Source organism: Saccharopolyspora cebuensis (assembly GCF_039542665.1).
Taxonomy (GTDB): Bacteria; Actinomycetota; Actinomycetes; order Mycobacteriales; family Pseudonocardiaceae; genus Saccharopolyspora; species Saccharopolyspora cebuensis.
On the sequence record NZ_BAABII010000003.1, the window covers coordinates 160404 to 173563 of the forward strand.

The 13160-nt window shown below is 72.1% G+C and carries 12 protein-coding genes and 3 tRNA genes; 9 read left to right on the forward strand and 6 right to left on the reverse strand.

Annotation, left to right across the window (positions count from 1 at the left end; translation table 11 throughout):
* The first annotated feature begins 33 nt into the window (after positions 1 to 33).
* Entirely contained in the window at positions 34 to 267 is a 234-nt protein-coding gene (locus tag ABD976_RS03545; protein ID WP_345357014.1) for an HC3 family zinc finger protein, read from the forward strand.
* Complete coding sequence (locus tag ABD976_RS03550; RefSeq protein WP_345357017.1) at positions 264 to 773, forward strand: hypothetical protein; 510 nt, start codon at positions 264 to 266, stop codon at positions 771 to 773. The genes ABD976_RS03545 and ABD976_RS03550 overlap by 4 nt, the downstream gene beginning before the upstream one ends.
* A 1-nt stretch (position 774) precedes the next feature.
* Here ABD976_RS03550 and ABD976_RS03555 read toward each other — a convergent pair whose 3' ends face one another.
* The 4 genes from ABD976_RS03555 to ABD976_RS03570 form a co-directional block, all read right to left on the reverse strand.
* Positions 775 to 1605 (reverse strand): aldo/keto reductase, encoded by an 831-nt coding sequence (locus tag ABD976_RS03555; protein ID WP_345357020.1) that lies wholly within the window; start codon positions 1603 to 1605, stop codon positions 775 to 777.
* A 129-nt stretch (positions 1606 to 1734) separates the two neighbouring features.
* Positions 1735 to 2943, reverse strand: coding sequence for an MFS transporter (locus ABD976_RS03560; protein WP_345357023.1), 1209 nt, complete (start codon positions 2941 to 2943; stop codon positions 1735 to 1737).
* A gap of 199 nt (positions 2944 to 3142) precedes the next feature.
* Positions 3143 to 4885, reverse strand: coding sequence for an aa3-type cytochrome oxidase subunit I (gene ctaD / locus ABD976_RS03565; protein WP_345357026.1), 1743 nt, complete (start codon positions 4883 to 4885; stop codon positions 3143 to 3145).
* A 282-nt stretch (positions 4886 to 5167) separates the two neighbouring features.
* Positions 5168 to 5740: an SACE_7040 family transcriptional regulator gene (locus ABD976_RS03570; protein WP_345357029.1), complete on the reverse strand. Its 573-nt coding sequence runs from the start codon at positions 5738 to 5740 to the stop codon at positions 5168 to 5170.
* A gap of 80 nt (positions 5741 to 5820) precedes the next feature.
* On the opposite strand from ABD976_RS03570, the gene ABD976_RS03575 reads away from it, so the two are divergent.
* From ABD976_RS03575 to ABD976_RS03585, 3 genes are all read left to right on the forward strand, one after another.
* Complete coding sequence (locus tag ABD976_RS03575) at positions 5821 to 7434, forward strand: carboxyl transferase domain-containing protein (RefSeq protein ID WP_345357032.1); 1614 nt, start codon at positions 5821 to 5823, stop codon at positions 7432 to 7434.
* A gap of 11 nt (positions 7435 to 7445) precedes the next feature.
* Positions 7446 to 9428: an acetyl/propionyl/methylcrotonyl-CoA carboxylase subunit alpha gene (locus ABD976_RS03580; protein WP_345357035.1), complete on the forward strand. Its 1983-nt coding sequence runs from the start codon at positions 7446 to 7448 to the stop codon at positions 9426 to 9428.
* A gap of 88 nt (positions 9429 to 9516) precedes the next feature.
* Positions 9517 to 10668: an acyl-CoA dehydrogenase family protein gene (locus tag ABD976_RS03585; protein ID WP_345357038.1), complete on the forward strand. Its 1152-nt coding sequence runs from the start codon at positions 9517 to 9519 to the stop codon at positions 10666 to 10668.
* Positions 10669 to 10710: 42 nt separating this feature from the next.
* Here ABD976_RS03585 and ABD976_RS03590 read toward each other — a convergent pair whose 3' ends face one another.
* Together ABD976_RS03590 and ABD976_RS03595 are read right to left on the reverse strand one after the other, a co-directional pair.
* A complete protein-coding gene (locus ABD976_RS03590) occupies positions 10711 to 11313 on the reverse strand; it encodes a hypothetical protein (protein WP_345357041.1) in 603 nt (200 codons plus the stop codon).
* Positions 11314 to 11566: 253 nt separating this feature from the next.
* On the reverse strand, positions 11567 to 11788 hold the full coding sequence (locus ABD976_RS03595; RefSeq protein ID WP_345357044.1) for a heavy-metal-associated domain-containing protein: 222 nt from the start codon (positions 11786 to 11788) through the stop codon (positions 11567 to 11569).
* 202 nt (positions 11789 to 11990) lie between these two features.
* Between ABD976_RS03595 and ABD976_RS03600 the strand changes: the two genes are divergently transcribed.
* From ABD976_RS03600 to ABD976_RS03615, 4 genes are all read left to right on the forward strand, one after another.
* Complete coding sequence (locus tag ABD976_RS03600; protein ID WP_345357047.1) at positions 11991 to 12233, forward strand: hypothetical protein; 243 nt, start codon at positions 11991 to 11993, stop codon at positions 12231 to 12233.
* A gap of 501 nt (positions 12234 to 12734) precedes the next feature.
* Positions 12735 to 12807 (forward strand) — tRNA-Glu (locus tag ABD976_RS03605).
* Between the two features lie 25 nt (positions 12808 to 12832).
* Positions 12833 to 12909, forward strand: a tRNA-Asp gene (locus ABD976_RS03610).
* 27 nt (positions 12910 to 12936) lie between these two features.
* A tRNA-Phe gene (locus tag ABD976_RS03615) sits at positions 12937 to 13010 on the forward strand.
* Positions 13011 to 13160: the final 150 nt, after the last annotated feature.

Consider the following 13160-nt stretch of genomic DNA (forward strand, 5'->3'; position numbering starts at 1 on the left):
CTCCCGCCGGGTTCGGGAAAGGCAGGCAGGCCCATGAACTACCGGCCGTATCCGTTCAGCTGGGCGCCGGGGGCGGCGTTGCGGCACGCGACCGCCGTGGCGGAGTGGCGGCTCCGGGAGCACGTCACCACCTTGTGCGGTGAGGTGGTCGAGCCGGTGAACACCACGCTCGCCTGGTTGTGGCCGACGTGCGCGCCCTGCGACGTCGAAGCCCACCGCATCGCGGGGGCGCCGATGCCGCGCCGCCGCGCGGCCGGTGCGCGATGAGCGCGGTGGAGTGGCTGGTCGTCGGCGGCTTCGTGCTCCTCGCCGCGATCGTCGTGCGGCTGATCCCCGAGCCCGCCGAACCCGCCGAGCCCGCCGAACCGGAGCCGCCGGAGCCCGCGCCGGAGCCCGCGCCGCGACGGCCGGTGGTGCTCTGGGTGATCTCGCCCGACCAGACGCGGTTCCACCTGAGCACCGGGCCCGAGCGGGCGCTCTGCGGGCATCCGCTGCGCGGCACCTGGTTCCCGGCCGACGGGCTCGACGGGCTGCGCCCCGGCGCGCACTCGGCCTGCGACGGCTGCCTCACCTCGTCGCTGGCCACGCCGCGCCGGTCCGGGCAGGCGCTGCTCGCCTGGAGGCCGCGCACGCCCGCCGCCATGCCCGAACCGGCGACTTGGGAGACCGACGAGTTCCCCGCCCTGATCGCCGCCTACCTCGACGCCCGGACGCGAACGGCCCCCGGCAGGTCGTCGTGCCTGCCGGGGGCCGCCGTGCTCCAGCGCGCCTAGCTCAGCCGCCGAAGGTGTCGGGGTCCGGACCGATCCGCTCGCCGGTCTCCAGGGCCTCGATGCCCTTCACGTCATCGTCGGCCAGCTCGAAGTCGAACACCTCGATGTTCTTGGCGATCCGCTCCGGGGTCGCCGACTTCGGGATCGCGACGTTGCCGAGCTGCACGTGCCAGCGCAGCATGATCTGCGCCGGGGTCTTGTCGTACTTCTCGGCCAGCGAGGTCAGCAGCGGGTCGTCGAACAGCCCGCTGTTGCGGCCGAGCGGGCTCCACGCCTCGGTCACGATGTCGTGCTCGGCGTGGAAGGCGCGCAGGTCCCGCTGCTGGAAGCGCGGGTGCAGCTCGACCTGGTTCAGCGCGGGGACCACGTCGGTCTCCTCGAACAACCGCCGCAGGTGCGGGATCTGGAAGTTCGACACGCCGATCGACTTGATCCGGCCGTCGGCGTGCAGGCGTTCGAACGCCTTCCAGGTCTCGACGAACTTGTCCGCGGCGGGCGTCGGCCAGTGGATGAGGTAGAGGTCGACGTAGTCGAGCCCGAGCTTGCCGATGCTGGTGTCGAACGCGCGCAGGGTGCTGTCGTACCCCTGGTCGTCGTTCCACAGCTTGGTGGTGATGAACAGCTCGTCGCGCGGGATGCCCGACTCGGCGATGGCCCGCCCCACGCCTTCCTCGTTGCCGTAGGCCGAGGCCGTGTCGATGCTGCGGTAACCCGCCCGCAGCGCCGCCGCCACCGGCTCGACGACCTCCTCGGCCGGGATCAGGAACACCCCGTAGCCGATCTGCGGAATCTTCGCACCGGTGTTCAGCGTGACGTTGGGTACCTGGGTCATCTTGGGTGTCGTCCTCCGCGGATCTCGGATGGTGCGGGCCGCGATCACGACCCACCAGGTGCAACACGTGCGACCGGCGCGGGATTCCGGCCCGCGCGGTCCCATCTCACCACGCGGGCCGGAGCCGGGCTAGCGGATCTCGACCGACCCGGTCTGGTGCTCGGTGACCTCCTCGGACGGCCCGGTCGGGGCGCCCGTCCTGCGGTCCAGCACCACCGAGGCCAGCGCGAAGCCGAGGCCCACGATCGCCAGCAGCGCACCGACCCAGCTCGGCGAGAGCAGCCCGAAGCCGGCCGCGATGACCAGTCCGCCCAGGTAGGCGCCGAGGGAGTTGGCGATGTTGAAGGTGGACTGGATGCTCGCCGAGCCCAGCGCCGGGGCGTCCCGCGCCGAGTCCAGGATGCGCGCCTGGACGCTGGGGATGGCCGCGAAGCCGGTGGCGCCGATGAAGAACACGTTGGCCGCCGCCAGCCACATGTTGTGCGCGGTGAACAGGAACAGGAACAGCGTCACGGCCAGCGCGGCGAGCCCGATGCACAGCGTGCGCATCGGCGAGCGGTCGGCGAGCCGGCCGCCGACCGCGGTCCCGACCGTCATGCCCAGGCCGAACAGCGCCAGCAGCCCCGTCACCGCCGTCGGCGTGTAGCCGGTGATGTCGGTGAGCACCGGCTTGATGTAGCTGTAGAACGAGAACGTCGCGGCGAAGCCGAACACCACCACGCCGAAGGCCAGCCACACCTGCGGGCTGGTGAACGCGCGCAGCTCACCGCGCAGGCTCACGTTCTCCGGCTTCGGCTGGCGCGGCACCAGCACCAGCACCGCCAGCAGCGCCACCACACCGATGAAGGCGACGAGGCCGAACGCCCAGCGCCACCCGAGCGCCTGCCCGAGCAGCGTCCCCGCCGGCACGCCGACGATGTTGGCCACGGTCAGGCCGATGAACATCATGGAGATGGCGCTGGCCCGCTTGTCGTGGCTGACCAGGCTCGCGGCCACCACCGCGCCGACCCCGAAGAACGTCCCGTGCGGCAATCCGGCGAGGAACCGGGCGCCGAGCAGCAGTTCGTGGGTGGGCGCGAAGGCCGAGCACAGGTTCCCGACGGTGAACAGCACCATCATGGACAGCAGCATCGTCTTGCGCCGCGTGCGCAACCCGGCGATCGTGAGCAGCGGTGCGCCGACCACGACGCCCAAGGCGTACAGCGAGATGTAGCCCCCGGCGTCCGGGATGGACACGCCCAGGTCCGCGGCCACCTCGGGCAGCAACCCCATCATGACGAACTCGGTCGTGCCGATCCCGAACCCTGCGATGGCCAGTGCCAGCAGTGCGATGGGCATGGAAGGTCTCTCCCCAGAACACGTGTACCTCGGACGGTGTACCTCGCCGCCTCGGCGCGGCACCGCGCGGCACGGGGCACCGGAACGGCCGAGGGGAACGATTCAGGAAGCCGGTGCGGTCCGGCGCTTCCCTGCCGTCAACACTAGGCGGAGACCTGCTTGTTCCCGCAATGATCGTGAAGCGGGCCACGCACGAACTTCATCCATCCGAACTACCGCTTGAGGACTCCTTTCGGGTCTTCAGCTTGGTGTCGGGACGGCTCATCGTACGCACGTGCGCCTCCCGTTCGAGGCGTTCGACCATGTGCGGGTAGTGCAGTTCGAACGCAGGTCGCACGGACCGGATCCGGGGCAGCTCGTGGAAGTTGTGCCGGGGCGGCGGCGAGGTGGTGGCCCACTCCAGGGAGTTGCCGTGGCCCCACGGGTCGTCGACCTGCGCGGGGGTACCCATCCGGTAGCTGACGAACACGTTGTAGAGGAACGGCAGCATCGAGGCGCCGAGGATGAACGCGCCGATCGTCGACACCACGTTCAGCGCGGTGAACCCGTCGGTCTCCAGGTAGTCGGCGTAGCGGCGGGGCATCCCCTCGTTGCCGACCCAGTGCTGCACCAGGAACGTGGTGTGGAAACCGATGAACGTGAGCCAGAAGTGCAGCTTGGCCAGCCGCTCGTCCATCATCCGGCCGGTGATCTTCGGGAACCAGAAGTACAGCCCGCCGAACACGGCGAACACGATGGTCCCGAACAGGACGTAGTGGAAGTGCGCGACCACGAAGTACGTGTCGGTCACGTGGAAGTCCACCGGGGGCATCGCCAGCAGCACCCCGGTCAGCCCGCCGAGCAGGAAGGTCACCAGGAAGCCGATCGAGAACAGCATCGGCGACTCGAAGGTGATCTGGCCCTTCCACATGGTGCCGATCCAGTTGAAGAACTTGATCCCGGTCGGCACCGCGATGAGGAACGTCGCGAACGAGAAGAACGGCAGCAGCACCGCGCCGGTGGCGAACATGTGGTGCGCCCACACCACCGCCGAGAGCACCCCGATCACCAGGGTGGCGAACACCAGACCGGTGTAGCCGAACAGCGGCTTGCGGCTGAACACCGGGATGATCTCCGTGATGATGCCGAAGAACGGCAGCGCCACGATGTAGACCTCCGGGTGGCCGAAGAACCAGAACAGGTGCTGGTACAGGATCGCGCCGCCGTTGGCCGGGTCGAACACGTGCGCGCCGAGCTGCCGGTCGGCCAGCAGGCCCATCAGCGCGGCGGTCAGGATCGGGAACGCCAGCAGGATCAGGAAGCTGGTGACCAGGATGTTCCAGCAGAAGATCGGCATCCGCCACATGGTCATCCCGGGCGCCCGCAGGCAGACCGTCGTGGTGATCATGTTGACCGCGCCGAGGATGGTGCCCAGACCGCTGACCACCAGCCCGGTGATCCACAGGTCGCCGCCGACGTTCGGCGAGTGGGCATCGCGGGACAGCGGCGGGTAGGCCGTCCAGCCGAAGTCCGGCGCGCCCGCCGGGGTGAGGAACCCCGAGATCACGATCAGCCCGCCGAGCAGGAACAACCAGTACGAGAAGGCGTTGAGCCGGGGGAACGCGACGTCCGGCGCGCCGATCTGCAGCGGCAGGATGATGTTCGAGAAGCCGAACACGATCGGGGTGGCGAACAGCAGCAGCATGATCGTGCCGTGCATGGTGAACAGCTGGTTGTACTGCTCCTGGGACAGGAATTGCAGCCCCGGCACCGCGAGCTCGCCGCGCATCAGCAGCGCCATCGCCCCGCCGATCAGGAAGAACGCGAACGCGGTGGCCAGGTAGAGCACGCCGATCTGCTTCGGGTCCGTGGTCCGCAGCCACGGGATGAACTTGCCGCCCTTGCGTCCGCGCTGCACCGAGTACGCCCGCGTCGGGAACGGTCGGCGCTCCGTCGTGGTCATGCTGCCTCCAGCGTCGGCGGCCGGTCCTGATCAGCGATACCCGGATCGCGGCCATCGCAATCCCCCCACACCGGAGCGGCGTCGGCAACCGGAAACGCCGGAGCCTGCACCGAAGGGCTGGCGGGGGAGGGCTGGCCTCGGGCGCGTTCAACCCGGGCGCGATCAGCGCGCGGTGCCCGAAGGGCCCCGGAGATGCGCGGAGCCAGGGGCCCGGTCTGCCCCAGGTGCACCTGGCTCCACGACTCGCCCGGCGCCCACGACGCCGGACTGCTGCCGGTGGGCCTAGCCCGTCACCTCGGCGAGGGCGGCTCGCGCCATCCGGTGCAGCAGGTCGGTCATGGCGCCGCTGCTCAGGCGGGTGCTGTGCGGGGTGGAGTTGATCAGGCCGAAGGCGGCGTGCGCGGCGGCGCGGGCGGTCGAGCGGGCCAGGCCCGGGTGCAGGCGGCACAGCACGTCGACCCACACCTCCACGTAGGCGCGCTGCCGCTCGCGCACCCGGTTCCGGTCCGGCGACCCGAGGCTGTCGAGGTCGCGGGCCTGCACGGTGATCAGGTCCGGGTTGCCCAGCGCGAACCCGACGTGCCAGGCGACCAGCCGGTCGAGGTCGGCGGCGGGGTCCTCGCCCCCGACCCGTTCCCGGCCGCCGGCCAGCAGGGTGTCGCTGATCCCGGTGAGCATCTCGGCGAGCACCGCCTCCTTGCCCCGGAAGTGCCGGTACAGCGCGGGTCCGGAGATGCCGACGGCGGCGCCGATGTCGTCGATCCCGACGCCGTGGAAGCCGTAGCGCGCGAACTTCGCCGCCGCGGCGGCGAGGATCTGCTCGCGGCGGTTCGGTTCGCGCGTCGGGGTGGCCATCGGATCCGATGCTAGACGAGTGGCGTGAGCCGCCGTTAACATCCTCGGTTAACGACGACTAACCGGTTCGAGGGGGACACATGGACCCGTCCGTCCTGGGCACCACCGCCGACCCCGGGTCGGCGGCGTTCGCCCGGAACGCGCAGGAGCACGCCCGGCTGGTCGCCGACCTCACCGCCCGGCTCGACGCCGCCCGCCTCGGCGGTCCGGCGAAGGCCCGCGACCGGCACGTCGCGCGCGGCAAGCTGCTGCCCCGGGACCGGGTCGACGCGCTGCTGGACCGGGGCTCGCCGTTCCTGGAGCTCTCCCCGCTGGCCGCCACCGGCCTCTACGACGACGAGGCGCCCGCCGCGGGCATCATCACCGGCATCGGCCGGGTCGAGGGCCGCGAGTGCGTGATCGTGGCCAACGACGCCACCGTCAAGGGCGGCACCTACTACCCGATGACGGTGAAGAAGCACCTGCGCGCCCAGGAGGTCGCGCTGGACAACGAGCTGCCGTGCCTCTACCTGGTCGACTCCGGAGGCGCGTTCCTGCCCCGGCAGGACGAGGTGTTCCCGGACCGCGAGCACTTCGGCCGGATCTTCTACAACCAGGCGACCATGTCCGCCCGCGGCATCCCGCAGCTCGCCGCCGTCCTCGGCTCCTGCACCGCGGGCGGCGCCTACGTCCCGGCGATGAGCGACGAGGCGATCATCGTCCGCGAGCAGGGCACCATCTTCCTCGGCGGTCCGCCGCTGGTGAAGGCCGCGACCGGCGAGGAGGTCACCGCCGAGGAGCTCGGCGGCGGCGAGCTGCACTCCCGCACCTCCGGCGTCACCGACCACCTCGCCGTGGACGACGCCGACGCGCTGCGCCGGATGCGCGCCATCGTCGCCACCCTCGGCCCCCGCGCGCCCCGGCCCTGGGACGTCGCGCCGGTGCGCGAACCCGCCGTCGACCCCGGCGAGCTCTACGGCGCGGTCCCCACCGACAGCCGCACCCCCTACGACGTGCGCGAGGTGATCGCCCGCGTCGTCGACGGCAGCGAGTTCGCCGAGTTCAAGCAGGAGTACGGGCCGACGCTGGTCACCGGGTTCGCCCGGATCCACGGTCACCCGGTCGGCGTGATCGCCAACAACGGCATCCTGTTCGGCGAATCGGCGCAGAAGGGCGCGCACTTCATCCAGCTCTGCGACAAGCGCTCGGTGCCGCTGGTGTTCCTGCAGAACATCTCCGGGTTCATGGTCGGCCGCGACTACGAGGCGGGCGGCATCGCCAAGCACGGCGCCAAGATGGTCACCGCCGTGGCCTGCGCCCGGGTGCCGAAGTTCACCGTGGTCATCGGCGGCTCCTTCGGCGCGGGCAACTACTCGATGTGCGGGCGGGCGTACTCGCCCCGGTTCCTGTGGATGTGGCCGAACGCCCGGATCTCGGTGATGGGCGGCGAGCAGGCCGCCTCGGTGCTGGCCACCGTGCGCCGCGACCAGCACGACGCGCGCGGCGAGGAGTGGTCCGCGGCGGCCGAGGAGGAGTTCAAGCAGCCCGTCCGGGACCAGTACGAGCAGCAGGGACACCCCTACTACGCGACCGCGCGGTTGTGGGACGACGGCGTCATCGACCCGGGGCAGACCCGCACCGTGCTCGGCCTCGCCCTGTCGGCGGCGGCCCACGCGCCGCTGGAGCCGGTCTCCTACGGCGTCTTCCGGATGTGATGGAGGTGCGGATGCAGCAGTTCGACGCGGTCCTGGTGGCCAACCGGGGTGAGATCGCGGTGCGGGTGGTCCGGACCCTACGGCGGCTGGGCCTCCGCTCCGTCGCCGTGCACAGCGACGCCGACCGGGCCGCCCGGCACGTCGCCGAGGCCGACGAGGCGGTGCACCTGCCCGGCGGCTACCTCGACGCCGGCGGGGTGGTCGAGGCCGCCCGCCGCACCGGCGCGCAGGCGGTCCACCCCGGCTACGGCTTCCTCGCCGAGAACGCCCGGTTCGCCACCGCCTGCGCCGAGGCGGGCCTGGTGTTCATCGGCCCGCCCGCCGCCGCGATCGACTCGATGGGCGACAAGATCCGGGCCAAGGCCACCGTCTCGGCCGCGGGCGTCCCGGTGGTGCCCGGCCGCAGCGACCCGGGCATGTCCGACGAGGAGCTGCGCGAGGCCGCGCTGGACGTCGGCCTGCCGGTGCTGCTCAAGCCCTCCGCGGGCGGCGGCGGCAAGGGGATGCGACTGGTCCACGACCCGGCGGCGCTGCCCGAGCAGATCGCCTCCGCCCGGCGCGAGGCCCGCTCCTCCTTCGGCGACGACGCGCTGTTCGTGGAGCGCTTCGTGGCCACCCCCCGGCACGTCGAGGTGCAGGTGCTCGCCGACGCGCGGGGCGGGGTGGTGCACCTCGGCGAGCGGGAGTGCAGCCTCCAGCGCAGGCACCAGAAGATCGTCGAGGAAGCGCCGTCCCCGCTGCTCGACGACGCCACCCGGGAGCGGATCGGCGCCGCGGCGGTGGAGGCCGCGCGCTCGGTCGGCTACGTCGGCGCGGGCACCGTGGAGTTCATCGTCTCCGCCGACCGGCCCGACGAGTTCTTCTTCATGGAGATGAACACCCGCCTCCAGGTGGAGCACCCGGTGACCGAGCTGGTGATCAGCGCGGGCGGGCGGCGCGGGGTGGACCTCGTCGAGCAGCAGGTCCGGATCGCCGAGGGCGCGCCGCTGCCGTGGACCCAGGACGAGCTGCGGCTCGACGGGCACGCCGTGGAGGCCCGCGTCTACGCCGAGGACCCGGCGCGCGGCTTCCTGCCCACCGGCGGGCGGGTGCTCGCGCTGCGCGAACCGGCGGACGTGCGGGTGGACTCCGGCATCCGGGACGGCGACGAGATCGGCTCGGACTACGACCCGATGCTGGCCAAGGTGATCGCCTGGGCGCCGACCCGCGACGACGCGCTGCGCCGGCTCGACGCCGCGCTCGGCGACACCGCGATCCTCGGCCTGCACACCAACGTCGGCTTCCTGCGGGCGCTGCTCGGCCACCCCGACGTGCGCGCCGGGCGGCTGGACACCGGGCTCGTCGAGCGGGAGCTGGACGCGCTGCTCGACGGCCCCGCCGACGAGGACGTGCCCGTGGCCGCCGCGCTGGAACGGCTGCTCGCCGCCGAACCGGCCGGACCGGTCGTCGACCCGTGGGAGCGGCCGACCGGCTGGCGGCTCGGCGAACCCGCGTGGAGCCGCTGGCGCTTCGCCACCCCGGACGGGGAGACCGCCGTGCTGCTGCGCGGGACCGCCGCCGACGCCGAGGTCCGGATCGGCGAGGACACCACCCGCGCCGCCGCCGAATCCGACGGCGAGGTGCTCACCGTGACCCACCGGGGCCGGCGCCGCCGCTACCGGTACGCCCACCGCGACGGCACCACCTGGCTCTCCGCCGGCGGCCGGACCTGGGCGCTGCGGGAGCACCGGATGCTCGCCGAGGCCGCCGACCGGGCCGCCTCCTCCGGCGGGGTGCTCACCAGCCCGATGCCGGGAACCGTGCTGGTCGCCGACGCCGCCGTCGGGCAGCCGGTGCGCTCCGGGCAGATCCTGTTCGTGGTCGAGGCGATGAAGATGGAGCACGCGGTCACCGCGCCCTCCGACGGCGTCGTCACCGCAGTGCACGTCCGCAAGGGGCAGTCCGTCGGGCTGGAGCAGCCGCTGGCCGCCCTCGGCACCGACGAGGCGGGGTAGCGGCCCCGCGCAGCGCCCGGGCGTCCTCACGAGGTGACGCCCGAGACCCCGCGGCGATCCCGCCGCTTCCTGGAGAGGAGTCCGAGCGATGGTGGACAACCGGCTCAGCGAGGAGCACGAACTGCTCCGCGACAGCGTGCGGACGTTCGCGCGCAAGGACGTGGCCCCGGTGATCGGCGACTACTACGAACGGGCGGAGTTCCCGACGCCGCTGGTGCGCGCGATGGGCCGGATGGGCCTGTTCGGGCTGCCCGTCCCGGAGCAGGACGGCGGCATGGGCGGCGACTACTTCGCCCTGTGCCTGGCCCTGGAGGAGCTCGCCCGGGTCGACTCCTCGGTGGCCATCACGCTCGAAGCGGGCGTCTCGCTGGGCGCCATGCCGATCCAGCGGTTCGGCAGCGCCGAGCAGAAGGCGACCTGGCTGCCGAAGCTGGCCACCGGCGAGGTCCTCGGCGCGTTCGGCCTCACCGAACCCGACGGCGGCTCCGACGCGGGCGCCACCCGCACCACCGCGGTGCTCGACGGCGACGAGTGGGTGATCAACGGCGCCAAGGCGTTCATCACCAACTCCGGCACCGAGCTCACCGGGTTCGTCGTGGTCACCGCCGTCACCGGGACCAGGCCCGACGGCGGCAAGGAGATCTCGACGATCATCGTGCCCAGCGGCACGCCCGGCTTCACCGTCGCCCCGAAGTACTCCAAGGTCGGCTGGGAGGCCTCGGACACCCACGCGCTGTCGTTCGACGACTGCCGCGTCCCGGCCGCCAACCTGCTCGGCGAGCGCGGGCGCGGCTACGCCCAGTTCCTGTCGATCCTCACCGAGGGCCGGATCGCGATCGCCGCGCTCGGCGTCGGGCTCGCCCAGGGCTGCGTCGACGAGTGCCTGCGCTACGTCGGCGAGCGGGAGGCGTTCGGCCGCAAGATCGGCGAGTACCAGGCGATCCAGTTCAAGCTCGCCGACATGGAGCTGCGCGCGCACACCGCCCGGCTGGCCTACTACGAGGCCGCGGCCCGGATGCTGCGCGGCGAGCCCTACAAGAAGGAGGCCGCCATCGCCAAGCTGGCCTCCTCGAACGCCGCGATGGACAACGCGCGGGAGGCCACCCAGATCTTCGGCGGCTACGGGTTCATGAACGAGACGCCGGTCGGCCGGTTCTACCGGGACGCCAAGATCCTGGAGATCGGCGAGGGGACCAGCGAGGTGCAGCGGATGCTCATCGCCCGCGAACTCGGGCTGTGAGCCGGCCGGTGCCGACCGGAGGCGGTCGGCACCGGCCGCGGGTCAGCGCCGCAGGCGGCGGTGCGGAACGGTGATCTCGTCGGTCCGCTCCACGTCGGCGGCGTGCGGTGCGTAGAGGTCACCGGCGTACGGGTCGTACTGGTCGAGGTCGTACTGCCCCGGGCCGTAGCCGTAGGGGTCCGCGGCGTGCGGGTCGAGGCCGTACGGGTCGGGGTGCGGGTCGGGCCGCTCGGGTTCGGCCTGCACCTGCTGAGCTTGGCCGTGCGCGGGGTGCGGGGCGACCGCCGTGGGTTCCTCGGAGCCCGGCCACACCGGTCCACCGCCGCTCGGCGGCTGCGGGGCCTCCCGCAGGTCGGCTTCGGAGAGGTGCTGGAGCACCCAGTCGCGGGCCAGCGCCGCGGGCGAGGTGCCCTGCTTGAACGCCAGCTCCTTGAGCCGTTCGTTGGCCATCAGCGGCAGCCGGAGCTGGTGGACTTCCGAGGCGCCGAACCTGCGTCCGGAGCCGGTGCTCTCCACGTCCTCCTCGGGAGCGAGCGCCGCCAGGTACGAATCCAGTTCGGGATCCGGTTCGGCGACCGCTGCCGCATCGGCGGGGGCGGAGTCCGGCTTCTGCCGCCGGCCGATCTTCGTTCGTCCTAGAGCCACGCGCCCACGATAACGGTTCGGTTGCGGGAAGCGCATCGCTGTGATCGCCGACACCGGCCGGTGGGCGCGGAGGGCCCCCGCGTCAGGGGGAGTAACGCGGGGGCCCGGAGGGGATCTCCACTTGTGCTGGCCGGGGGAGTGCCAGCGGTCATGATTGTGGCACGCGAGGTGGCCTTTGGGGAGGCTTCCGAGCAGGATTCGTGTCGTCGGCCGGACCGGCCGCGGTCCTCCGCCGGTCATCTCCGGGGAACGCTCAGTTGGTGCTGGGCCACTCGGCGATCACGTACCCGGCCTCGCCGATGGCCGCGGTGGCGGCCTGCTCGGTCAGCCCGTGGTCGCTGAGCACCGTGACCCGGCCGCTCTCCACGGCGACCTCGACCTGCGTCACGCCCGGGAGGACCGAAAGCTCCTCGCTGACCGATTCGGCGCAGTGTCCGCACGTCATCCCGCTCACGGTGAAGGTCTGGGCTGGCATCGCGCTCCTCTCTCCGCACGGCCCGGCGCCGTCCGCTGTGGACGATCATGCCAGCGGTGCGGGCCGCGGCGGTTGATTCCGAAGTGGATCGACGGTTCCCACTCGATTACGCAGAGTCGGTGCCAAATCACTCTCTGGGGGGCTGCGGGTGTCGCGGCGGTCTGGCTAGCCTGCGGGCGACACCCGAGGCCGGGGAGGCGCCATGTACGGGTCGCTCGACGTACGGAAGTTCTTGTGGCAGCAGGACGAAGACGCCGCGCGCGGGGCACCGTCGGTGCCCGTGCAGCGGGGCGGGGAGCCCGCGCGGCTCTCACCTGAGGAGATCCACCGCGCGCGGATCGCGGTCGCGCGGAGCGCGGCGGACGCGGAGGACTGCCGCCTGCTGCTCGACATGCTCGGACTCGTCCCGGACGAGGACGACGGGGAACCGCCGGTGAACCGCTGACGCGGGCTCCGCCGACCCGGACGGGCGGGTGGACCTCACCGGTGCGGACGGGCCACCGGTGATCACGTGCCGTGATCGCCCAGGCGGGACCAAGATCAACCGACCGGGCGCCGACTCCGCCGAACGAGTGGATGTGCTCAGCCGCCCAGGCGGGGCGCCGCGCTCCGACGAGGCCCCGCGAGGAGTGTCGTGGATCACAAAACCGGCGGATGTCCGAAAAGTCCGCCCCGGCGGTCCGTCGGCCGGTCCGCCGACCCCGCGCCGAGGCTCGCCAATGCGGTCCCCGCGGTGCCGAGATCAATTGTCGTTGCTGGTCAGAGTGGCGCGCTGGTATCGTGGCCACCTGATCGCGGAGGTCGGCCGACCCCGTCCCCCGCGATGGGCACCCCCCCGTGCACGGCCGCAGGAGGGCATGTCGTAAGCTTTCATTGCTCCCAACGGGGCGCTCCCGAAAGGGAAAGCCGGTTGGAGGCAAGGCCGGGTCGGTGACGAATCGGCCGGGCCCCCATCGTCTAGCGGCCTAGGACGCCGCCCTTTCAAGGCGGTAGCGCGGGTTCGAATCCCGTTGGGGGTACGCTACAACTGAAGACAGCAAGCAAGGCCCAGTGGCGCAGTTGGTTAGCGCGCCGCCCTGTCACGGCGGAGGTCGCGGGTTCGAGTCCCGTCTGGGTCGCCACGGCGAACGGCACTGCCGGACGCTCCTGGCCAGGTAGCTCAGTTGGTACGAGCGTCCGCCTGAAAAGCGGAAGGTCGGCGGTTCGACCCCGCCCCTGGCCACCGCTTTCGACCAGCCACAACAGGCCCCGCCGGAGTCCGGCGGGGCCTGTTGGGTCTCAGTTGGGGGTCTCAGTTGTCGCCCCAGAAGAAGGCGTCGAGTCTGCTGGCGACGTCTCTCCGGTAGCGTGCCCCGGTCGTATCCCCGGAGCG